The sequence below is a fragment of the Hydrogenophaga sp. OTU3427 genome (assembly GCF_038440225.1).
Taxonomy (GTDB): domain Bacteria; phylum Pseudomonadota; class Gammaproteobacteria; order Burkholderiales; family Burkholderiaceae_C; genus Hydrogenophaga.
On the sequence record NZ_JASATI010000037.1, the window covers coordinates 1 to 23,244 of the forward strand.

Here is a 23,244-nt window from a genome sequence, read left to right on the forward strand (position 1 = left end):
ATCTATAAGGCACGGGTAGGTGGCCAAGTGCGTCAGTGCTGTTCAGCCGAACGATTGGCCCCAGGAAAACACCAAGCCGCTGGCACCGTGCCTGCCCGGGCGGCCACCTAGAATAGAAAACCTGTCCGGGCCCGAGGTGCAGGCCGCACCCCGCCCGCCAACCTTTTTTTCAGGATGCCCATGAAAAAGCTGCTTCTGACGCTGGGACTGGCCGCCGCCGCTGGCGCCGCTTCCGCGCAAGACCTCAAGGTCGCCATCGACCCGACCTACGAGCCCTTCACCTACAAGACCGCCGACGGCAAGCCGACCGGTTTCGATGTCGACATCGCGCTGGCCATCTGCGAGCAGATCAAGCGCAAGTGCGTGTTCGTCGAGCAGGTCTGGGACAGCATGATCCCCGGCCTGCAGGCCCGCAAGTACGACGTCATCATCAGCTCCATGTCGGTGACGGAGGACCGCAAGAAGGTCGTCGACTTCAGCGACCGCTACTACAAGACGCCCAGCAGCATCGTCGTCAAGGAAGGCACGGCCTACAGCGGGCCGGCCTCGCTCAAGGGCAAGAAAATCGGCGTGCTCAAGGGCAGCACGCAGGAGAAGTTCGCCATGGGCGAACTCAAGCCTGCTGGCGTGACTGTCGTGCCCTACGAGGCACAGGACCAGGTCTACCTGGACATCAAGTCCGGCCGGCTGGACGGCACGGTGGCCGACAAGGTCGAGGTGGGCGGCGGCTTCCTGAGCAAACCCGAGGGCAAGGGCTACGGTTTTGTCGGCCCCGACCAGTACGACGTGAAGTACTACGGCTCGGGCATCGGCGTGGCCATGCGCAAGGGGCAGGACAAGCTCAAGGGCGAGATCAATGCCGCCATCAAGGCCATCCGAGGCGATGACCGTTATGCCAAGATCAGCAAGAAGTATTTCAGCTTCGACCCCTACGGCAACTGATTCGGGAGACCGGGCCACACCAGCCACCCTGACCGGGGCGCCTCGTGCGCCCCGTGTCGTTTGATCGAATGGGCCACCCCTTGAGCGACTACTACCTCTCCATCCTGCAAGGCGCCGCGCTCACGGTGGGCGTGTCGCTGGCCGCCCTGCTGGTCTCGATCGTGCTGGGCTTGCTGGGCGCCACCGCCAAGCTGTCGGGCCGCCCGCCGCTGGTGGCCGCCGCGACCGTCTACACCACCCTGATCCGCGGCGTGCCCGAGCTGGTGCTGATGCTGCTGGTCTTCTACGGCGGCACCATCGGCCTCAACGCCCTGATGGAAGCCTTGGGCAGCGGTGAAGGCATCGACATCAACCCCTTCGTGGCCGGCGTGCTGACCATCGGCTTCATCTACGGCGCCTACATGACCGAAACCTTCCGGGGCGCCATCCTGTCCATTCCCAAGGGCCAGATGGAAGCGGCCTGGGCCTTTGGCATGGGGCCGGCGCAGACCTTTGTGCGCATCACCCTGCCGCAGATGGTGCGCTACGCCCTGCCCGGCTTCACCAACAACTGGCTGGTGCTGATCAAGGCCACCGCGCTGGTGAGCCTGATCGGCCTGCAGGAGATGACCTACCTGTCCAAGCAGGCCAGCGCCGCCACGCGCGAGCCGTTTGCCTTCTTCCTGTTTGCCGCCGCCCTGTTCCTGGTCTACACCTCGGTGTCGCTGTGGGTGCTCAGGCGCATCAACGCCCGCTACAGCCTGGGCGTCAAGCGGAGCACGACGTCATGAACTGGGCCGTCATCTTCGAGCCGGCCAACCTGGCGCTCTACGGCGAAGGGGTGGTCACCACGCTGTGGCTGCTGCTGTCCTCGCTGGCGGTGGGTGCCGTGCTGGCGCTCTTCTTTGCGCTGGCCCTGACCAACGGCCCGGCGCCCGTGCGCTGGCTGGTGGCGACCTACACCTACTGCATACGCGGCACGCCGCTGCTGATCCAGGTCTACCTGATCTACTACGGCCTGGCCCAGCTCGACTGGATACAGGCGCGCTGGGACGCCGTCTGGCCCTGGACCCATTTCAAGGAGCCCTTCTTCTGCGCCCTGCTGGCCTTCAGCCTCAACACCGCGGGCTACACCGCAGAGATGCTGGCCGGCGCCATGCGCGAGACCAGCGCCGGCGAGATCGAGGCCGCCCAGGCCATGGGCATGGGACGCTGGCAAGCGCTGCGCCGGGTGGTGCTGCCCAGCGCCGTGCGCCGCACGCTGCCGGCCTACAGCAACGAGGTGGTCATGATGCTGCACAGCACCAGCCTGGCCAGCACGGTGCCGGCCATGATGGACGTGACCGCCGCCGCCAGCCGCATCTACTCCGATTTCTACCTGCCCTTCGAGGCCTACCTCTTCGCCGCAGGCATCTACCTGAGCATCACCTTCGTGCTGGTGGGTGGCTTCAAGCTGGCCGAAAAGCGCTACCTGGCCCACCTGGCGCCCCGCCAGCACTGACACCGAGTTCAGCCATGGACACCCGACAACACCTCCTGCCGGCCGCCAGCCTGGGCCGGCAGACCACCGTCACCAGCCAACACTTCGGCACCCCGGGCGCCCGCCCCAAGGTCTACCTGCAGGCCAGCCTGCACGCCGAGGAACTGCCGGGCATGCTGGTGGCACACCACCTGCGCCAGCGTTTGCAAGCGGCCGAAGCCACTGGCCAGGTGCGCGGCGAGGTGGTGCTGGTGGCGGTGGCCAACCCCATTGGCCTGGCCCAGCGCCTAGACCACAAGCCCATGGGCCGCTTCGACTTCAACACCTCGGAAAACTTCAACCGACACTTCCCCGACCTGGCCCAGATCGCCTACGAGCGCGTGCAAGGCCACCTCACGCAGGACGGCGCCGCCAACGTCGCTGCCGTGCGCGAGGCCATCGCGGGCTGGCTGGCCGGACAGACACCCCAGACCGAACTCGAGGGCCTGCGCCACACCCTGATCGGCCTGGCCTTCGACGCCGACGTGGTGATCGATCTGCACTGCGACGGCGAGGCCGCCATGCACTTCTACACCGAGCGCCATTGCTGGCCGGTGCTGGAGCCGCTGGCGCGCTACCTGGGCGCCGAGGCCGTGCTGCTGGCCGACACGGCCTCCAACGGCGGACCGTTCGACGAACAGCTCTCCGGCCTGTGGTCGCAGCTGCCGGCCTTGCTGCGGGCGGCGGGCCAGGACCTGCCGCTGCCGGTGGGCTGCGCCAGCACCACGGTCGAATTGCGTGGCGAGGCCGACGTGAGCCACCCGCTGGCCCAGCAGGACAGCGCGGCGCTGTGGGCCTACCTGCAGCACCTGGGCGCGGTGGCCGGCCCGGCGCCCGCCGTGCCCGCCGCCTTGTGCGAAGCCACCCCCCTGGCCGGCTCCGAGAGTCTGAAGGCGCCCTGCCCCGGCGTGCTGGTCTTTGTCGCCGACATCGGCCAGCGCCTGGCCGTGGGCGACCCGGTGGCCGAAATCATCGACCCCACGCTGGGCACCGCGGCCACCGTGCGCGCGGGCACGGCCGGCGTGTTCTACGCCCGCATCCCGCACCGTTACATCCAGGCCGGCCTGGAGATCGGCAAGATCGCCGGCCGCATTCCTTTCAGAACCGGCAACCTGCTGGGCAACTGACGCACGACATGACCTTCAAACTCCAGGCCCTGGACATCCACAAAAGCTACGGCGGCCACGAGGTGCTCAAGGGCGTCTCCCTGCAGGCCCAGGCCGGCGACGTCATCAGCATCATCGGCAGCTCCGGCTCGGGCAAGAGCACCTTCCTGCGCTGCATCAACCTGCTGGAGAAGCCGCAGCAAGGCCGCATCGTCGTGGCCGGCGAGGAGCTGAAACTCAAGCCCGCCAGGAACGGCGAGCTCCATGCCGCCGACCCCGCCCAGCTGCAGCGCCTGCGCACCCGGCTGTCCATGGTGTTCCAGCACTTCAACCTCTGGGCCCACATGACGGTGCTGCAGAACATCATCGAGGTGCCGGTGCACGTGCTGGGCGTGCCGCGCGAGCAGGCGGTGGCCACCGCGCGCAAGTACCTCGACCTGGTCGGCCTGAAAAACGTGGACGACCGCTACCCCGCGCACATGAGCGGCGGCCAGCAGCAGCGCGTGGCCATTGCCCGCGCGCTGGCGGTGGAGCCCGAGGTGATGCTGTTCGACGAGCCCACCAGCGCTCTCGACCCGGAGCTGGTGGGCGAGGTGCTGCGCGTGATGCAGGTGCTGGCCGAACAGGGCCGCACCATGGTGGTGGTGACCCACGAAATGGGCTTTGCCCGCGAGGTGTCCAGCCACCTCATCTTCTTGCACCAGGGCCGCATCGAGGAACAAGGCCCGCCGCGTGCCGTGCTGGGCGCGCCCAAGAGCGAGCGGCTGGCGCAGTTCCTTTCGGGCAACCTCAAGTAGGGCGGCCCGTCTTCATGCGGGCTCGTGCAGCTGTCCGCCCCAGCCTTCCACCGTGTCCTGGATCAGCCGCGACACCAGCTTGCTGGCGGCCGTGAGCTGGCCCTGTTTGGGCAGGGCCAGGGTGACATGGCGGCGGCATTCGGGGTTGACCAGGCGCGCGGCCTGCAGGCGGCCGGTGCGCACATCGTCGGCAATCGAAAACGGGCCCAGCAACGCGTACAAATGGCTGGTCTGCGCCACCAGCTCCCTTTGCAGCCGCAAGGAGTCCGCCTCCACGTCCGCCAGCAGCGCAAACCCCTTGCCACGCGCGGACTCGTCCAGCACGGCCCGCCAGTGGGCCGGCCGGCGCGGCAACACCAGACGCAGCCCCTCCAGCCTGGCGAAGTCCACCGTATCGCCTTTGGTGAGCGCGTCGCCCGGGCGTGACACCAGGTAGGTGCCCACGGTGGACAGCAGCTTTTCATCGGGGCTGCTGGGTTTGCTGTAGCGGAACAGCACCGCCATGTCCACGCTGCCGGTGTCCAGCAGCGCGTCCAGTTCCGCGCCCTGACCCTCCCGGATGTTGAGCCGGATCTTGGGGTAGTCGGCCTGCAGGCGCAGATAGACCTGGGTCATGAGCGGGTGGGCGGCCGAGGGCAGTATGCCCAGCCGGACCTCGCCCATGGGCACGCCCGCATCGGCCCGGATCTCGGCCAGCAGCTGATCGGTGTCGCGCAGCCAGCCGCGCACACGGGCCTCGATGTGCTGGCCGAGGTCGGTCAGCACCACGCCGCGCCCCGTGCGCTTGAACAGGGCACCGCCACAGGCCGCCTCCAGTTCGCCGATCTGCCGGCTGATGTGGGACTGCACGGTGCGGCGGTGGGCCGCGACCTTGGTGAAGCTGCCGAGTTCGACGACGTCGAGAAACAGCCGGAAGTCGTTGGGATTCATCGCCTGCCTGCCTGGTTGTGACATGCCAATCCAAGCATGTCTGAAATCTCGGATTGCATTCTATTCAGATGGCCAACCGCTGCCTAGACTCCACCCCATCGACACCGTGCCCTTGGGCGCACACCACCGGAGAACACCCAGATGCGTTTCGCAAGTTTTGAAATCAATGGCATGGCCAGCTACGGCCTGGTGGACAGCGAGCAGCGCTGCTGGCCCGTGCCGGCCGCGTTCCTGGCGCGCTTTCCCGACCTCCAATCGGCGATCGCCGCCCAAGCTCTGACCGAGCTGGCGCAAGCCGCACAGGCATCGGGCACACCGGTGGCCCTCGAACAGCTGCGCCTGCTGCCGGTGCTGCCCAACCCCGGCAAGCTGATCTGCGTGGGCCTCAACTACAAGAGCCACGTGGCCGAAACCAAACGCGCCGACAGCGATTACCCCTCGCTGTTCCTGCGTTTCAACGACAGCCTGGCCGCCCACGGCGACGCCGTGCTGCGCCCGGCCTTCTCCGAGCGTTTCGACTGGGAAGGCGAGCTGGCCTTCGTGATCGGCCGGGGCGGCCGCCACATCGCCAAGGAAGATGCCTTCAAGCACATCGCCGGCTACGCCTGCTTCAACGACGTCAGCGTGCGCGACTGGCAGCGCCACACCCACCAGTTCACGCCCGGCAAGAACTTCCCCGGCACGGCGCCCTTTGGCCCGGTGCTGGTCACCACCGACGAGGTGCCCGACGTGACCACGCTGACGCTGGAGACCCGGGTCAACGGCCAGGTGATGCAGCACGCCAGCCTGGGTGACCTGATTTTCGACATCCCCACCATCGTCGCCTACGTCTCGCGGTTCACCCCGCTGTCGCCCGGCGACGTGATCGCCACCGGCACGCCTGGCGGCGTAGGCGACCGGCGCGAGCCGCCGCTCTACATGAAGGACGGCGACGTGGTCGAGGTGGAGATCACCGGCCTGGGCGTGCTGCGCAACACCATCGGCACCGACCACGGCGCCGCCTGACCCGGAGACACCCCCATGGCACACGCACCCCAACTCCGCATCGCCGTCGACATCGGCGGCACCTTCACCGACATGGCTGCCTTTGACGAGGCGACCGGCCAGTTGCTGTTCGGCAAGGCCCTGTCCACCCACGGCGAACTCGTCAAGGGCATCCAGTCCACCATCGACAGCGCCGACATCGACTGGCGCGACGGCAACCTGTTCCTGCACGGCTCCACCATCGCCATCAACACGCTGCTGGAGCGCAACGGCGCCCACACCGCGCTGCTGATCACCGAAGGCTTTCGCGACATCTACGAGATCGGCCGCGTCAACCGCCCCGACGCCTACAACCTGTTCTTCAACAAGCACCAGCCGCTGGTCAAGCGCTCGCTGCGTTTCGAGGTGGCCGAGCGCCTGCGCGCCGACGGCAGCCTGCACAAACCGCTGGACGAGGCCGCCGTGCGCGAACTCGCCAAGGACCTGCGTGGCCAGGGCGTCGAGGCGGTGGCCGTGCTGCTGCTGCACAGCTACCGCAACCCGGCGCACGAGCAGCGCGTCAAGCAGATCCTGCAGGAAGAGATCCCGGGGGCCTTCGTCTGCGCCTCGCACGAGCTGAGCCAGGAATACCGCGAGTTCGAGCGTGTCTCCACGGCCGTGGCCAACGCCTACGTGGGCCCGCGCGTGTCCGAGTACCTGGGCCAGCTCGAGGATCATCTGGCCGGCAAGGGCTTCGGTGGCGACTTCTACATCGTGCAGTCCACCGGTGGCCTGTTCCCGGTGGAGCATGCCAAGGTCGGTTGTGTGCGCATGCTCGAATCCGGCCCCGCGGCCGGTGTGATCGGCGCCCAGGCCATCTGCGCCCAGCTCGGCATGGGCGACGCCATCGCCTTCGACATGGGCGGCACCACCGCCAAGGCCGGCGTGATCAGCGATGGCCGGCCCCTGACCACCGGCTCGGCCCTGATCGGTGGCTACGAGCGCGCCCTGCCGATCCAGATCCCCATGATGGACATCCACGAGGTCGGCACCGGCGGCGGATCGATCGCCCGCGTCGAAACCGGCAACGCGCTGCGCGTGGGGCCGCAGAGCGCCGGCTCCATCCCGGGCCCGGTGGCCTATGGCCGCGGCGGCACCGAACCCACCGTGACCGACGCCAACCTGGTGCTGGGACGGCTCGATGCCGAGCACTTTCTGGGCGGTGAACTGAAGCTGGACATGGCCGGTTGCCAGCGCCAGATGGCCGAGCGCATCGCCGGACCGCTGGGCCTGGACCCGACCGCCGCAGCCGACGGCATCCTGCGCATCGCGGTGACGCAGATGTCGCACGCCGTCAAGGCCGTGACCACCGAACGGGGCCTGGATGCCGGCAGCTTCACCATGGTGGTGTACGGCGGCGCCGGCCCACTGCACGCCTCGGCCATCGCCCGCGAGATCGGCATCCGCAAGGTGCTCATTCCCTACGCACCGGGCTACTTCTCGGCCTACGGCATGTTGTTCAGCGACCTGCGCTACGACTATGTGCGCTCGGTGTTCCGCAAACTCGGCGACGTGTCCTTCGAGGACATCGAAGCCGCCTACAAGACCATGGAGGACGAGGGCCGCGCTGCGCTCGCGGCGTCGGGCATACAGGCCGACGGCGTGGTGATCGAACGCGCCGCCGACATGCGCTACGTGGGCCAGGAACACGCGGTGACGGTGGACCTGCCGCTGGCCTTCTTCGCGAGCAAAGACCGTTCGGCGATCAAGCAGCAGTTCGACGAACTGCACAAGGTGCGCTACGGCACCTCGGCGCCCAAGGAGCCGGCCGACCTGGTGAGCCTGCGCGTGACCGTGCTGGGCACCATGAAAAAGCCGCCCAAACACAGCGTGGCCGCCGGCAGCGCCACGCCCACCCCGGGCGCGGTGCGGGCCGTCAAGCCGGTCTACTTCCGCGCCGGCGGCTGGGCCGACACCCCGGTCTACATCCGCGACCGCCTGCTGGCCGGCAACGAGATCACGGGCCCGGCCCTGGTCGAAGAACACGCCTCGACCACGGTGGTGCAGCCCGGTGACGCGCTGCGCGTGGACGAACTCGGCAACCTGCAGATCGACATCGGCTCGGACCGTTCCTGAACGCGCGCCCCCAAGGAGAACCCATGAACACCCCCACCGCCCCCCAGGCTGTCGACCCCGTCACCGTCGAGATCATCCGCAACGGCCTCTATGCCGTGACGGAGGAGATGAAAACCAACCTCACGCGCACCGCCTACAACCTCATCATCTACGAGGCGCTGGACTTCACCGTCGGCCTGTTCACCAAGGAAGGCGACACCGTCTCCATCGGCCTGGGCCTGCCCATGTTCATCCGCGGCATGTCCGAGACGGTCAAGGCGAAGATCAAGCACTTCGGCTACGAGAACATCCTGCCCGGCGACATCCTGGTCACCAACGACGCCTACACGACCGGCAGCCACCTGAACCACTTCACGTTCACGATGCCCATCTTTCACGAGGGCCGGCTGGAGGGTTTCACCTGCTGCATGGCGCACTGGCTGGACGTGGGCGGCACGCTGGGCAACGTGACCACCGACATCTTCAGCGAGGGCATACAGATCCCCATCCTGAAGTACCAGCGCGAGGGTGTGGTCAACCAGGACCTGATCGACATCATCGCCATGAACGTGCGCCTGGCCGAACGCGCGCTGGGCGACCTGCGGGCGCAGATCACCGCCATCACCACCGGCGAGCGCCGCTACGTGGAGCTGCTGCAGCGCTACGGCGCCGAGGCGGTCAACGCATCCATCCGCCAGATCATGGATTCGAGCGAGGCCGTGGCGCGCAAGAACACGCTCTCCATCCCCGACGGCGTGTACGAGGCCGAATCCTTCATGGACGACGACGGCCTGGAGATCGGCAAGCGCATCCCCATCCGCGTCAAGGTGACGGTCAGCGGCGACGAGATGACGGTGGACCTGTCGGACGTGAGCAAGCAGGTGCGTGGCTTCTACAACAGCGGCTTCACCACCGGCATCGCCTGCGCGCAGGTGGCCTACAAGTGCCTGACCACGCCCACCGACTACCCGGTCAACGACGGCTCGTTCCGGCCCCTCAAGGTCATCATGCCCATGGGCACGGTGATCAGCGCCGAGCGCCCCTACCCGATGCGCGTGTGGATGACCTTCCCCATGACGGTGATCGACACCATCTTCAAGGCGCTGGCGCCAGCGATTCCGAACCGGTCGATTGCCGGCCACCACGCCGACCTGGTGTTCCCCAACATCCACGGCATCAGCCCCGAAGACGGTCGCCTGTTCATCGTCGGCATCGGCCCGCTGGGTGGCGGCTGGGGCGCCAAGAGCAGCGAGGACGGCGTGTCGGTCACGGTCTGCATCAACGACGGCGACACCCACAACAGCCCGACCGAACAGCTCGAAGCCAAGTACCCCGTGCTGGTGGAGAAGTACGAGATCCGCCGCGACAGCGCGGGTGCCGGCCGCCACCGGGGCGGCCTGGGCGCCGAGATGGTGGTGCAGGCGCTCTCGCCCTTCACCGTGACCACCCGCATCGACCGTGTGCACTGCAAGCCCTGGGGTCTGGAGGGCGGCGGCGATGCCATGGGCAACGGCCTGGCCGTGCGCCACAAGGGCGAGTGGAAAACCGACCACCTCAACGCCAAGATCTTCAACGTGCGCCTGGAGCGCGGTGATGCCTACAAGATGCTCTCGGGCGGTGGCGGCGGCTTCGGCAACCCACTCGAACGTGAGCTGGAGCTGGTGGCCGAAGACGTGCGCGAGGGCTACGTGAGCGCCCAGGTGGCGCGCGAGGTCTACAAGGTGGCGCTCGACGCCCGGGGCCAGGTGGACCAAGCGGCCACCAGCGCCCTGCGCAGCGGCGCGGCACCGGCCGCCGCCGAAGACCTGGCCTGGGACGGGCAGTGAGCACCGCCGTGGCCGATCCGCGTGCCGAGCGCCTGGCGCATCTCTGGAGCCGGCTGGCGGCCCAGCACGTGACGCTGGGCGCCGGCTGCGGTTGCATGACGGGCGGGGTCAGCGTCTCGCTGGAGGACTTCGAGCTCGACATCGTCGATTACCTCTGGGCCGAAAGCGAAAGACTGGGCCAGGCGGACGTGGAGGCCTTTCTGCTGGCGCCTGGCCCCATCCACGAACAGACCAGACCGGTGATGCTGCTGCTGGACCGGCTGGAGCATGGCGAGTCCGACGAGGCCGTGGCCGACTGGCTGTTGAGCCGACTGGCCCGCACGCTCGATTCCTTCGCCCGGCTGCACGGCCCGGCCGGCGCCAGCGACGACTGAGGCGCGCACCATGCCCTTCATCTTTCCCGCACTGGACAGCGCCGATGCCACCGATGCGGGCCAGCGCGTGCCCATCACCGTGCTGACCGGCTTCCTGGGCAGCGGCAAGACCACCTTGCTCAACCGCCTGCTGCGCCAGCCCGACATGCACGGCACGGCCGTGGTGATCAACGAATTCGGCGCCGTGGGCCTGGACCACGACCTGGTGGACCACACCGATGAACAGATGGTGTTGCTGGCCAACGGCTGCATCTGCTGCACCGTGCGCGGCGACCTGGTCGAGGCCTTCGAGCGCCTGGCGCAGAGCCCGCAGGCCCAGCGCGGCGAACTGCGCCACGTGGTGGTGGAAACCACCGGCCTGGCCGATCCCGCACCCATCCTGCACACACTGATGGGCGACCCGCGCCTGGCGCGCCAGTGGCGCCTGGCGGGTGTCGCCTGCACCATCGATGCGTTCAATGCCATGGCCACGCTGGACCGGCACCGCGAAGCGGTCAAGCAGGCCGCCGTGGCCGACCACCTGCTGCTGACCAAGACCGACCTCGTCGCCGACGCCATGTTGGCCCCCTTGCTGGAGCGGCTGCAGGGCATCAACCCCCTGTCCACCGTGGCCCGGGGCCCCGATGCCGCGCTGCAGGCGCTGGTGGGTTTGCTGAGCCGACCCAGCGCCGCGCGGTCGTCGCTGCCGGCGGACGAGGAACGTTCGTTCTTCTTTCCGGTGTCCGGTCCGGCGCAGCACGACCCAAGCCGGCACGACGACCAGATCCGCTCGCACGTGATCGTGCGCGAGCAGCCACTCTCGCGCGAAGGCTTCATGGCCTGGCTGGACATGCTCTCCAGTCTGCGTGGCAACGACCTGCTGCGTGTCAAGGGCATCGTGCAGCTGGCCGACGACCCCGAACACCCGATGGTGATCCACGGCGTGCAGCACCTGTTCCACCCGCCCGAAACGCTGGCGCGCTGGCCCAGCGAGGACCGGCGCACCCGCATCGTCTTCATCACCCGAAACATCGATGCCGAGGACATCGAGGCCACGCTGAGCGTGTTCGAAAGGCGCAGCCGCCGCGACCGCCGTCCCGCCCAACCTGTTTAATCACCCGTAGGAGACAACACCATGATGAAGAAGCTGATGGCCTTTGCCGTGTTCGGCGCTTGTGGCCTTTCGCCCGCCCTGGCGCAGGTCAAATTTCCGGAGGGGATGATCAAGCTGATCGTGCCGTTTGCCGCCGGCGGCGGCGTCGACCAGGCCGCCCGCCTGCTGGGCCGCCAGCTCCAGACCGACCTGGGCGTGCCGGTCATCATCGACAACAAGGCCGGTGCCAGCGGCACCATCGGCGGCAAGGCGGTGCAGACGGCGCCGCCCGACGGCTACACCCTGCTGTTCTCGGCCGCCACCCATGTGCTGGCCAAACAGGTGCTGGCCTCGCCTCCCTACGACCCGGTGACCGATTTCGCGCCGGTGGCGCGGGTGGGTGAGGCTTCGCTGCTGCTGGTCATCCCACCCAACGCGCAGCCGAAAAACGTGCGCGAGGTGCTGGACGCTGCGCGCCAGCAACCCAATGCCTGGACCGCCGCCGTGCCGGCCCTGGGCGCGCCCAGCCACCTGGCCACCCTGCTGCTGGCCAAGCAGGGCAACCTCAAGCTGACGCTGACGCCTTACCGGGGGACGGCCCCGGCCCTGGCCGATGTGGCCGGCGGCCACGTGCAGATCCTGCTGGACTCCATCATCTCGCTGCAGTCCATGGCCAAAAGTGGCAAGGTCAAGCCCATCGCCACCACCTCGGCCAAACGCAGCAGCGCCATGCCCGACGTGCCCACCGCGGCCGAAAGCGGCTTCCCCGGCATGGTCTACGAGTCCTGGTACGGCGTCTGGGCGCCCAAGGGGCTGCCCGACGAGCGCGTGCAGTTGCTGAACAAGGCCATCAACAAGGCCGTGGCCGAACTCAGCAAGTCGGGCTCGTTCACGGCCCTGGGCATCGAACCCGTGACCGAGTCGGTCGACCAGTTCCGCAAGTACATCACCACCGATGTGGCCCGCAGCGCGGAACTGCTCAGGGAATCGGGCTTCAAGCCCGAGTGATGGAACTCAAAGGAACCGGTCCAGCAGCTTGCGGCTGTGCCGGTCCAGGGCCGAGACGTCGCGGATCATGAACTGCACGCCGTGGGCGTCGGCGATCAGCATCACGCCGCCGCCCATGCGGCGGATGTCTTCCTCGCCCTTGAGCTGCAGCGTCGCCCGGCCACGGTCGGTCTCGATGTCCCAGGTGCTGGGCGTGGCGAAGCTGCTGACACCAAACAGGCGCAGGATCTCGGGCATGAACTCGCGCCGGCGGAGTTCTTCGTCGACCAGTTGGCGGGCGCTGGCGTCGAGCGTGTCCAGCGACTCCAGCCAGGCCAGTTCGTGGCCGTCGGCGCCGACGATGCCGATCATGCGGTCGGGCGCGCTGATGGGGTAGGCCCGCACCGGCACCACGCCCTCGTGGGCGATGCCGTCCGCCGTGGTCAGCACCAGCCGGCCCAGGTTGTTGCGTTGCAGGTTCATTCGCCGCTCCCGCCTTCTTCCAAGACATCGGCATGCCGGGCCTGCGCCTGGTAGAGCCGGAAGTAGGCGCCTTCGCGCGCCATCAGTTCGTCGTGGCTGCCCTCTTCCACCTTCTGGCCCCGGTCCATCACCACCAGGCGGTCGGCCTTGCGCAGCGTGGACAGGCGGTGGGCGATGGCGATGGTGGTCCGGCCCTTGACCAGGTTGTCCAGCGCCTTCTGGATTTCCTTCTCGGTCTCGGTGTCCACCGACGATGTGGCCTCGTCCAGGATCAGGATGCGCGGGTTGATCAGCAGCGCGCGCGCGATGCTGATGCGCTGGCGCTCGCCGCCCGACAGGCCCTGGCCACGTTCGCCCACCAGCGAGTCGTAGCCCTGGGGCAGGCGCAGGATGAATTCGTGCGCATGGGCGGCGCGGGCCGCCGCGACGATCTCCTCGCGCGTGGCGTCGGGTTTGCCGTAGGCGATGTTGTCGGCGATGGTGCCGAAGAACAGGAAGGGCTCCTGCAGCACCAGGCCGATGTGGCTTCGGTACTGGGCCACCGGCAGCGAGCGGATGTCGACGCCGTCGATCCGGATGGCGCCTTCCGAGATGTCGTAGAAGCGGCAGATCAGGTTGACCAGGGTGCTCTTGCCCGAGCCGCTGTGGCCCACCAGGCCCACCATTTCGCCCGGGGCGATGTGCAGGTCCAGGCCGCGGATGACGGCGCGGTTGCCGTAGCGAAAGCCGGCGCCTTCGATGGTGATGCGGCCCTCCACACGGGGCAGGTGCACCGGGTTGACCGGCTCGGGCACGCTGGAGACGTGGTCCAGGATGTCGAAGATGCGCTTGGCGCCCGAGGCGGCCTTCTGCGTCACCGAGACGATGCGGCTCATCGAATCGAGCCGGCTGTAGAAACGGCCGATGTAGGCCAGGAAGGCGGTCAGCACGCCCACCGTGATGGACTGGTGCGCCACCAGCCAGATGCCGAAGCCCCAAACCACCAGCAGCCCGATTTCGGTCAGCAGCGAGACGGTGGGCGCGAACAGCGACCAGACGCGGTTGAGCTTGTCGTTGACGTCCAGGTTGTGCTTGTTGGCGTCGCGAAAGCGCTGGGCCTCGCGGTTTTCCTGGGCGAAGGCCTTGACCACGCGGATGCCGGGAATGGTGTCGGCCAGCACGCTGGTGACCTCGGACCAGACGCGGTCGATCTTCTCGAAGCCGGTGCGCAGCTTGTCGCGCACCACGTGGATCATCCAGCCGATGAAGGGCAGCGGCAGCAGCGTGGCCAGTGCCAGCCAGGGGTTGATGGAGAACAGGATGACCGTGGTCATGCCGATCATCAGCACGTCGGTGGCGAAGTCCAGCAGGTGCAAGGAAAGGAAAACGTTGATGCGGTCGGTTTCAGAACCGATGCGCGCCATCAGGTCGCCCGTGCGGCGGCCGCCAAAGTACTCGAGCGAGAGCTTGAGCAGGTGTTCGTAGGTGGTGGTGCGCAGGTCGGCGCCTATGCGTTCGGACACCAGGGCCAGGATGTAGGTCTTGGCCCAGCCCAGCCCCCAGGCCAGCAAGGCCGCGCCCAGCAGGCCGCTGAGGTACATCACCACCAGCGACATCTCCACCGCCTGACCGTTCTGGTAGGGAATCAGCACCTCGTCGATCAGGGGCATGGTCAGGTAGGGTGGCACCAGGGTGGCCGCGGTGGAGGCCAGCATCAGCAGGAAGCCGGCCAGCAGCTGCCCCTGGTAAGGCTTGGCGAAACGCCACAGGCGCAGCAGCATCCAGGTCGATGGCGGCACCGTGTTTTCCTGCGCGCACGAGGGGCAATCCTCCTGGTCGGGGTCCAGCGGCGCCTTGCACAGCGGACAGGTGGCCTGCATCACCAGTTGCGGCGGCCGGCCCTCGCTCAAGGCCTGTTGCGCCAGGCCAAACTGGTTCACCAGGCGGGTGGCGGCCATCTGCTGCGCCAGGGTGTAGCGCCACACCGCCAGGCGGCCTTGTGGGTGGACCAGCTCGATCTGACCGACGCCGGCATGGTCGCTCTGGCGCAGGGCGAGGCCCGCGTCCAGCGGCCATTCAGCGGCCAGTTTGGGCGTTCCGTCGACCGCCTGCGTCCAGGCCTGCAGGCGGGCCGCCCCCACCAGCAGCAAGCCCGGCGCGAAGCACAAATCGGCGTTGAGATCGGTTTCCAGCCAGGCCAGCGGCGCGCCGTCCGGGCCGCCCGACAAGGCGCTTTGCCACACGCCGGGGCGGGATTCTGAAGCGCCGCTGGGCGCTGACATGGTGGTCATGCTGGAAAATAAATGTTTGTAACCGCTTTGGACCCGCCTCGGAGTGGGTACAAAATCGCGTTTCTGGTGCACGCCCCGTGGCGTTGCCTGGTTCACCTTGAAGGCCACATCAGGCCAGAAGATTGTAAGGCTGCCCCTCTGACCGCAGAACCGACATCCGCCCTGTCCAGCACGCCCCCGCGGCGCGGCTGCGGGCGACCATTCCCATGACTGAAAAAGACATCAAGATCCTGCGTCTGGCCTACCTGCGCGGCCCCAACATCTGGACCTACCGCCCGGTGGTCGAAGCGCTGGTCGACATTGGCGCCCTGGAGGATTGCCCGTCCAACACCCTGCCCGGCTTCACCGAGCGCCTGAGCGCCTGGCTGCCCGGCCTGGCCGAACACCGCTGCGGCGTGGGCGAGCCCGGCGGCTTCCTGCTGCGCCTGCGCGAAGGCACCTGGCCGGCGCACATCATGGAACACGTGGCCATCGAGCTGCAGAACCTGGCCGGCTCGCAGGTCGGTTTCGGCAAGGCGCGCGAGACCGAGCAACGCGGTGTCTACAAGCTGGCTGTGCGGGCCCGCCAGGAAGACGTGGGCTTCGCCGCCGTGCACGCCGCCCGCGAGTTGGTGCTGGCCGCCATCCATGACCAGGCCTTCGATGTGAAGGCCACCGTCAAGCAGCTCACCACCCTGGTGGACCGCCTGTGCCTGGGCCCCAGCACCGCGGCCATCGCCGATGCGGCAGCCGACCGTGGCATTCCGTCCATCCGCCTGACCGACGGCAACCTGGTGCAGTTGGGCTACGGCTCGCGCCAGCGCCGCATCTGGACCGCCGAGACCGACCGCACCAGCGCCATCGCCGAAAGCGTGTCGCGCGACAAGGACCTCACCAAGTCCCTGCTCAAGGCCTGCGGTGTGCCCATTCCCGAGGGCGAGATCGTGCACAGCCCGGGCGAGGCTTGGGGCGCGGCGCAGGACATCGGTCTGCCGGTGGTGGTCAAGCCCACCGACGGCAACCACGGGCGTGGCGTGTCGCTGGACCTCAACACGCAGGCCGAGATCGAAGCGGCTTTCCCGGTGGCTGAAGCCGAAGGTTCGGACGTCATGGTCGAGCGCCACATTCACGGCGAAGAACACCGCCTGCTGGTGGTGGGTGGCAAGCTGGTGGCGGCCTCGCGTGGCGAGGTGGCCAGCGTTACCGGCGACGGCGTCCACACGGTCGAGCAGCTGATCGAACTGCAAATCAACAGCGACCCGCGCCGTGGCGAGGAAGAGGGTTTTCTGCTGGACACGATTCGACTGAGCGAACACACCACGGCGGTGCTGGAGCTCCAACGCCAGGGCCTCACCGGCGCCAGCGTGCCCGAAGCCGGTCGCCACGTGCTCGTGATGCGCACCGGCAACATGGGCCACGATGTCACCGATGAGGTGCACCCGGACGTGGCCGAGATGGCCGCGCTGGCGGCCCGCGTGGTGGGCCTGGACATTGCCGGCATCGACCTGGTGGCACGCGACATCTCGCGTCCTCTGGCGGAACAGGGCGGCGCCATCGTCGAGGTCAACGCCGGCCCCAGCCTGCTGATGCACCTCAAGCCCGCCATCGGCAAGCCGCGCCCCTGCGGCGAGGCGGTGGTCAACCACCTGTTCAGCGCCAGCGACAGCGGCCGCATCCCGGTGGTGGGCGTGACGGGTGGCCCGGAGCGCACCGTGGTCGCCCGCCTGCTGGCGCGCACACTGCAGCTCAGCGGCCCTCTCACCGGCCTGGCCTGCGCCGCGGGCCTGTACATCGGGCAGCAGCGCGTCATCTCCGGCAAGCCCACCGACTGGGAAGCCGGCCAGCGCACGCTGATCAACCGCAACATCGAGGCAGCGGTGATCGAGAACAGCCCGCAGAGCATCCTCAAGGAAGGCCTGGCCTACGACCGCTGCCAGGTCGGCATCGTCACCGGCGTGCCCGGCCCCGAGGGCATGGACGATCCTTACATCCACGACATGGAGCGCATGCGCCTGGTGCTGCGCACCCAGGTGGACGTGGTGCTCAAGCAAGGCTGCGCGGTGCTCAACGCCGACGACGAGATCGCCCGTGGCCTGGCCGAGCTGTGCGATGGCGAGGTCATCCTCTACGGCACCGACATCGACGCCGCCGCCATGAAACAGCAGTGCGCCGACGGCGGCCGCTTCGTGACCGTGCGTGGGCACCAGGTGGTGATGTGCCACCAGCAGGTGCAGACGCCCCTGCTGGACCTGGACCAGCCGGCCATGGCCCAGCTGCTGGAGCGCGGCGCGCTCGGCCTGTCGTCCTTGCTGGCGGTGGTGGCCGCGGCCTGGGCCCTGGACCTGTCGCCTGGCCTGGTGCGCGCCGCTATTGAATCGAGCGCACCCGTTCTCACCGAATCCTGATCACGACATGCAAGTCTCACGCCTTCGCGCCTTGCGCGGCCCCAACCTCTGGACCCGGCACACCGCCGTCGAGGCCATCGTCACCTGCAGCGAGCAGGAGTGCAGCCTGGAGCACCTGCCTGGCTTCGATGAGCGGCTCAGCCGCCTGTTCCCGGCCATGGGCGCCCTGCCCCAGCCGCCGTCCGACGGCAAGCTCAGCACCGCCCACGCCCTCGAACGCGTGACGCTGGCGCTGCAGGCCCAGGCCGGCTGTGCGGTCAGCTTCAGTCGGACCACGCCCGCGCCCGAGGACGGCGTCTACCAGGTGGTGGTTCAGTACAGCGAAGAAGCCGTCGGCCGGCTGGCCTTCGACCTGGCCTGCAAGCTGTGCCAGGCGGCGCAGGACGACCAGCCCTTCGACCTTGAAGACGCGCTGCACCAGTTGCGCGAGATCGACGAGGACGTGCGCCTGGGCCCCTCCACCGGCTCCATCGTGGACGCCGCCGTGGCCCGTGGCATCCCTTACCGCCGCCTGACCCAGGGCAGCCTGGTGCAGTTCGGCTGGGGCGCGCGGCAACGCCGCATCCAGGCGGCCGAGGTGGACGCGACCAGCGCCATCGCCGAATCCATTGCCCAGGACAAGGAGCTGACCAAGAAGCTGCTGCAGGCGGCCGGCGTGCCGGTGCCCATCGGCCGCCCGGTGGACGGTGCCGACGACGCCTGGGCCGCGGCCCAGGAGATTGGCCTGCCGGTGGTGGTCAAGCCGCGCGATGGCAACCAGGGCAAGGGGGTCGCGGTCAACCTGACGACCCGCGAGCAGGTGGTGGCCGGTTACGAAGCGGCGCGGCATTTCCGCGACGACATCATGGTCGAGAAGTACCTGCCCGGCATCGACTACCGCCTGCTGGTGGTGGGCAACAAGCTGGTGGCTGCCGCCCGGCGCGACCCGCCGCTGGTGATCGGTGACGGCCAGCACACGGTGGCCGAGCTGGTGGCCCAGGTGAACACCGACCCGCGCCGTGGTGAAGGGCACTCCACCTCGCTGACCAAGATCCGTTTCGATGACATCGCCCGCGCGCGCCTGGCCGAACAAGGCCTGAACGAACACAGCGTGCCCTCCCTGGGCCAGCGGGTGGTGCTGCGCAACAACGCCAACCTGTCCACTGGCGGCACCGCCACCGACGTCACCGACGAGGTCCACCCCGACGTCGCGGCGCGCGCCATCGCGGCGGCGCTGATGGTGGGCCTGGACATCTGCGGCGTGGACGTGGTGTGCGAGAACATCGCCCGCCCGCTGGAAGAGCAGTCGGGCGGCATCGTCGAGGTCAATGCCGCGCCCGGCCTGCGCATGCACCTGAGCCCTTCCTTCGGCAAGGGCCGCAACGTGGGCGAGGCGGTCATCAACCACATGTTCCCCAACGGCGAGGACGGCCGCGTGCCCGTGGTGGCCGTGACCGGCACCAACGGCAAGACCACGACCGTGCGCCTGACCGCCCACCTGCTGCGCGCCAGCGGCCAGCGCGTGGGCATGACCAACACCGACGGTGTCTACGTCAATGGGCGCCAGACCGACAGCGGCGACTGCAGCGGCCCGCGCAGCGCGCGCAATGTGCTGATGCACCCCGACGTGGACGTGGCCGTGTTCGAGACCGCGCGCGGCGGCATGCTGCGCGAGGGGCTGGCCTACGACCGCTGCCAGGTGGCGGTGGTGACCAACCTGGGCGCCGGCGACCACCTGGGCCTGAACTACATCACCACGCTGGAAGACCTGAGCGTGCTCAAGCGCGTGATCGTGCTCAACGTGGCCAGCAGCGGCATGGCCGTGCTCAACGCGGCCGACCCCGAGGTGGCCGAGATGGCCGACGAATGCCCCGGCCAGGTCACCTTCTTCGCCCAGGACGAGCACCACCCGGTGATGGCCATGCACCGGGCCCAGGGCAAACGCGTGGTGTTCGTGCAGGACGGCCACGTGGTGGCGGCCGAGGGCGCGCGCGAGGTGCGCATTCCCCTGGCGCAGATTCCGGTCACGCGCGGCGGCACCATCGGTTTCCAGGTCGACAACGTGTTGTCGTCGGTGGCGGCGGTGTGGGCCCTGGCCGTGCCATGGGAGCAGATCTGCGAAGGCCTGGCCAGCTTCGAGAGCAATGCCCGCGCGGTGCCGGGGCGCTTCAACCTGTTCGACCACAAGGGCGCGACGGTGATCGCCGACTACGGCCACAACCCCGACGCCATCCAGGCCCTGACCAGCGCGGTGCTCAACATGCCGGCGCGTGAGCGTTCGGTGGTGATCAGCGGCGCCGGCGACCGCCGCGACGAGGACATCCGGCAGCAGACCCGCATTCTGGGCACGGCCTTCGACGAGGTGGTGCTGTACGAGGACGCCTGCCAGCGTGGCCGCGTTGAGGGCGAGGTGGTCGCGCTGCTGCGCGAAGGCCTGCAAGGCGCCACCAAGACGCGGCGCATCCACGAGGTCAAGGGCGAGTTCAACGCCATCGACCTGGCGCTGGACCACCTGCAGCCGGGCGACCTGTGCCTGGTGCTGATCGATCAGGTGGAAGAGGCGCTGGAACACATCGCCAAGAAGACGGGTTCCGCCTGACTTTTTGAGTTGTTGACGGGTTTCGCGCCGCCGCCTTGGGCAGGGACAGGCGACGCGTGCGCGTGGGCTGCGGCCACTCGCGGACGGTCCATTCGCAGCGCCAATGTCATGGCGTCAACACCGTGGTGGGTGTGCGCCTTCTGTGGCAACCGCAATTCGGCCTACGCCCACGCGCCCACCCCGCCTGTCCCCACCGAGCTTGTTGGCACGCCCACGTGGGCACGCCACGGATTGCTCACAGGGGGTTGGTGGGGTCTGCGGGCATAGGCCGAATTTGCGGTTGCCACAGAAACGGCGCGCCCACACGGCCTTGATGGAAGAATGTGGGTGTACCTGTGCTTCCGACCGCGAGTGGCCGCAGCCCGCAGACCACGCCAGCCACCTGGCGCGAGGTCTACGAACGAAACGTAACGCAGATCACGGCATCAAGGTCAAAGAGGACAGGAACTCACCCGGCGACATCTTCAAGGCCCGGTAGCGCACCGCCGCCCACTCCGACGACATGTCCCGGTAGCGATCAGAGAACACGTTGCCGCTCTGCCCCGTCTGGTAGATGAAGCGCGAGTTCTCCAGGTCCGACAGGTCGTACAGCGCCCGCAGACTCGCCGCGTGTCGGTTGGCGTAGGGGGCGTCGGCCTTGTCCAGGTGGTACTGGCCCACGTTGACCGTGAACGGGTCGCCACCGGTGGGCACCCGCACCTCGAACAGCTGGGCCAACGGCGCCACGCTGCTGAAGGGACGGTGGATGGACAGGGCCGGGTGGGCCGCGCCCCAGGTCCACTTCGCCACATCGCCGCCGTGGCTGCGCTGCAGCCGGTCCAACGCGCGCGTGAGCGCTTCGCCAGAGGCCTGGGCGCAACCCGAGGCACCACACCAGGCCTTGTCGTCGCGCGCCAGCATGCCTTCCACACCGGCGCGGAACAGGCGCTTGCCGTACAGCTTTTCAAACCTCGCCTGGCCCACGCGGCCACCGATCACACCACGCGTGAACTCGTCGATCCAGGCGCTGTAGATCAGGGGCGCGGCGCTGTCGGCGCGCATGTGGCCGTCAAAGCCCTGGAGCTGCGCCTGGGCGGCGCTCGCCAGCGGGTGGGCCGATGGGGCCTTCTGCAAGTGGGGCAACAGCAGCATGGTGGCGCCCGACCACTGGTCGCCGTGCAGGGCCTGCATGCTGGTCAGGTCGTGCTTGGGGGTCTTCTCCAGCAGTTGCTCGATGCGCTGCTGGCGCCAGGGCGGCGCCCAGTCCTGCGTGAGGAAATGGGGGTAGTCCGGCCCATGCACGCGCTGGTTGGCGGTGGCGATCCAGCCGCGCGCACCGTCGTCCTGCGGCGTGGCTTCATAGGGCAGCCAGCCGCTCCAGTCGTAGCGGGCGTCCCAGCCGGGGGATGGCGCCACGCCCCGGATGTCGTTGCGCGGGTCGCGCAGCGGCACCTTGCCCGCCGCCTTGTAGGCGATGCGGCCGCTGACGTCGGCCGCCACCACGTTCTGCATGGGCGAATGGAAATGGCGGTAGGCCTCGATCAGCTCGGGCACCGAGCGCGCCTGGTTGGCCAGCACGCCGGCCAGCACGTTGCTGTTGTCGGCGTCCAGCGCGGTCCAGCGCAGGGCCAGCACGAAGCGCGTGGTGTCCAGCACCTCGCCATGCGTGGGCTGGGCGTCGCTGAGCACCGGGCCGTGGCGGGTGTGGCGCACCACGTGGCTCACGTCGGGCTGGCCCTTGACATGTATGGTCTCGCTGCGGGTCTCGAACGTGGCCCAGGCGGTCTGGCCCACGGGCGCCGGCACACGGTACTGCGCCGGGTTGGCCGGGTTGATCTGTTCCAGATAGAGATCCTGCACGTCGGGGCCGGTGTTGGTGAACCCCCAGGCCACCTGGTCGGTGCGGCCCAGCACCACCGAGGGCAGGCCCGGCAACGTGGCGCCGATCACGTTGAGGGCGGGTTGGCCATCGGCGGCCGGGGCATGCAGGTGGGCGAAATACCAGATGGCCGGCGCGCTCAGGCCCAGGTGCGGGTCGTTAGCCAGCCAGGGTTTGCCGGTGGCGCTGCGGCTGCCGGCCACCACCCAGTTGTTGCTGCCCTTGCCGTCGACGTTGCCCACCTCGTGGGCCCAGGCGACCACGTCTTCGGCCAGGCGCGCGCGCCACGCGTCGGCCACGCCCCGCGGCACGGGCGCTGGGACGGCCGAGGTCTTCTGCTCCACCGGCTTGTAGACCCCGAGACTACGGTAGAGCTGGGCCAGATCGGCGCTGGCGGCCGGTGGCTCGCCGGGATACGGCGGCAAGGCCTGCCACAGGGCCGGCGTGTCCAGCACCTGCAACAGGGAGAGGCGGGCAAACTCGGTGCCCCAGTTGCCGCCCAGGTCCAGCGCCATCATCAAGGACCAGCCCATGCTGTCCAGCGCGTCCCAGTAACGCCCTGCCCTCGCCGCTTCGCGGGGGTTCACCTGCAGGATCTGGAACTCGGGCGACAAGGCCTGCGTGCCTTCGGCGAAGAAGGCGTTGACGCCCTGCGCATAGGCTTCGATCTGTGCCTTGGCCTGGGGCGGCAGCCTGTCCCACTGGGCCTGTGCGGCCTGGCGGATGCCAAGGGTGCGCATCAGCTTGTCGGTCTCCAGCGTGGCCGGGCCCAGCACGGCCGACAGTTCGCCACGCACGACGCGGCGGTTGAAGTCCATCTGCCAGCCCCGCTCCTGCGCGTGCACGTAGCCGATGGCACGCATGGCGTCCAGCGGCGACTGCGCGAGGATGTGGGTCACGTCGGCCGCGTCGCGCTTGACCTCGACCGGGGCCCGCAGCACGCTCAGGCGCAGCTGCCCATCGGTCATCGGCAGGCTGCGCTGGATGTACAGGGCCAGCGCCCCACCCGCGACCACGAGCAGGGCCAGCAGACCCCACAACAGGCGTCGTGTCCAGCGCAC

General features: G+C 68.5%; 17 protein-coding genes. 13 read left to right on the plus strand and 4 right to left on the minus strand.

From position 1 onward, the window contains the following. Positions 1-180 precede the first annotated feature (180 nt). From AAHB17_RS18325 to AAHB17_RS18345, 5 genes are all read left to right on the plus strand, one after another. The gene (locus AAHB17_RS18325; protein WP_342132200.1) at positions 181-942 is read left to right on the plus strand and encodes a transporter substrate-binding domain-containing protein; all 762 of its coding nucleotides are present in this window, start codon (positions 181-183) and stop codon (positions 940-942) included. Positions 943-1,022: 80 nt separating this feature from the next. After that, the gene (locus AAHB17_RS18330; protein WP_342132201.1) at positions 1,023-1,712 is read left to right on the plus strand and encodes an ABC transporter permease; all 690 of its coding nucleotides are present in this window, start codon (positions 1,023-1,025) and stop codon (positions 1,710-1,712) included. Next, positions 1,709-2,422, plus strand: coding sequence for an ABC transporter permease (locus AAHB17_RS18335; protein WP_342132202.1), 714 nt, complete (start codon positions 1,709-1,711; stop codon positions 2,420-2,422). The genes AAHB17_RS18330 and AAHB17_RS18335 overlap by 4 nt, the downstream gene beginning before the upstream one ends. A gap of 14 nt (positions 2,423-2,436) precedes the next feature. Next, positions 2,437-3,567, plus strand: a complete 1,131-nt coding sequence (locus AAHB17_RS18340; protein ID WP_342132203.1) for a succinylglutamate desuccinylase/aspartoacylase family protein — start codon at positions 2,437-2,439, stop codon at positions 3,565-3,567. Positions 3,568-3,575: 8 nt separating this feature from the next. Further along, entirely contained in the window at positions 3,576-4,343 is a 768-nt protein-coding gene (locus tag AAHB17_RS18345) for an ABC transporter ATP-binding protein (protein ID WP_342132204.1), read from the plus strand. Positions 4,344-4,355: 12 nt separating this feature from the next. On the opposite strand, the gene AAHB17_RS18350 is transcribed toward AAHB17_RS18345, so the two are convergent. Next, positions 4,356-5,273 carry a LysR family transcriptional regulator gene (locus AAHB17_RS18350; RefSeq protein WP_342132205.1) on the minus strand — a complete coding sequence of 306 codons (918 nt, stop codon included), beginning with the start codon at positions 5,271-5,273 and terminating at the stop codon, positions 4,356-4,358. A gap of 141 nt (positions 5,274-5,414) precedes the next feature. Here AAHB17_RS18350 and AAHB17_RS18355 point away from each other — a divergent pair, with 141 nt between their 5' ends. From AAHB17_RS18355 to AAHB17_RS18380, 6 genes are read left to right on the plus strand one after another with little or no spacing between them, the layout of a single operon-like run. Continuing rightward, positions 5,415-6,278: a fumarylacetoacetate hydrolase family protein gene (locus AAHB17_RS18355; protein WP_342132206.1), complete on the plus strand. Its 864-nt coding sequence runs from the start codon at positions 5,415-5,417 to the stop codon at positions 6,276-6,278. A 15-nt stretch (positions 6,279-6,293) separates the two neighbouring features. Continuing rightward, positions 6,294-8,372: a hydantoinase/oxoprolinase family protein gene (locus tag AAHB17_RS18360; protein WP_342132207.1), complete on the plus strand. Its 2,079-nt coding sequence runs from the start codon at positions 6,294-6,296 to the stop codon at positions 8,370-8,372. 23 nt (positions 8,373-8,395) lie between these two features. Beyond that, positions 8,396-10,177: a hydantoinase B/oxoprolinase family protein gene (locus AAHB17_RS18365; protein WP_342132208.1), complete on the plus strand. Its 1,782-nt coding sequence runs from the start codon at positions 8,396-8,398 to the stop codon at positions 10,175-10,177. Then, on the plus strand, positions 10,174-10,551 hold the full coding sequence (locus AAHB17_RS18370; protein ID WP_342132209.1) for a hypothetical protein: 378 nt from the start codon (positions 10,174-10,176) through the stop codon (positions 10,549-10,551). Before AAHB17_RS18365 ends, AAHB17_RS18370 begins: the two co-directional genes overlap by 4 nt. A gap of 10 nt (positions 10,552-10,561) precedes the next feature. Beyond that, positions 10,562-11,644, plus strand: coding sequence for a CobW family GTP-binding protein (locus AAHB17_RS18375; RefSeq protein ID WP_342132211.1), 1,083 nt, complete (start codon positions 10,562-10,564; stop codon positions 11,642-11,644). A 24-nt stretch (positions 11,645-11,668) separates the two neighbouring features. Beyond that, positions 11,669-12,631, plus strand: coding sequence for a Bug family tripartite tricarboxylate transporter substrate binding protein (locus AAHB17_RS18380; RefSeq protein ID WP_446719620.1), 963 nt, complete (start codon positions 11,669-11,671; stop codon positions 12,629-12,631). 6 nt (positions 12,632-12,637) lie between these two features. On the opposite strand, the gene AAHB17_RS18385 is transcribed toward AAHB17_RS18380, so the two are convergent. Next, a complete protein-coding gene (locus AAHB17_RS18385) occupies positions 12,638-13,093 on the minus strand; it encodes a cyanophycin metabolism-associated DUF1854 family protein (protein ID WP_342132213.1) in 456 nt (151 codons plus the stop codon). After that, complete coding sequence (locus AAHB17_RS18390; RefSeq protein WP_342132214.1) at positions 13,090-15,363, minus strand: cyanophycin metabolism-associated ABC transporter; 2,274 nt, start codon at positions 15,361-15,363, stop codon at positions 13,090-13,092. Before AAHB17_RS18390 ends, AAHB17_RS18385 begins: the two co-directional genes overlap by 4 nt. A 206-nt stretch (positions 15,364-15,569) precedes the next feature. On the opposite strand from AAHB17_RS18390, the gene AAHB17_RS18395 reads away from it, so the two are divergent. Next, complete coding sequence (locus tag AAHB17_RS18395; protein WP_342132216.1) at positions 15,570-17,747, plus strand: cyanophycin synthetase; 2,178 nt, start codon at positions 15,570-15,572, stop codon at positions 17,745-17,747. Positions 17,748-17,754: 7 nt separating this feature from the next. Then, complete coding sequence (cphA, locus tag AAHB17_RS18400) at positions 17,755-20,325, plus strand: cyanophycin synthetase (protein WP_342132217.1); 2,571 nt, start codon at positions 17,755-17,757, stop codon at positions 20,323-20,325. A gap of 417 nt (positions 20,326-20,742) precedes the next feature. On the opposite strand, the gene AAHB17_RS18405 is transcribed toward cphA, so the two are convergent. Continuing rightward, positions 20,743-23,244, minus strand: a complete 2,502-nt coding sequence (locus tag AAHB17_RS18405; RefSeq protein WP_342132218.1) for a penicillin acylase family protein — start codon at positions 23,242-23,244, stop codon at positions 20,743-20,745.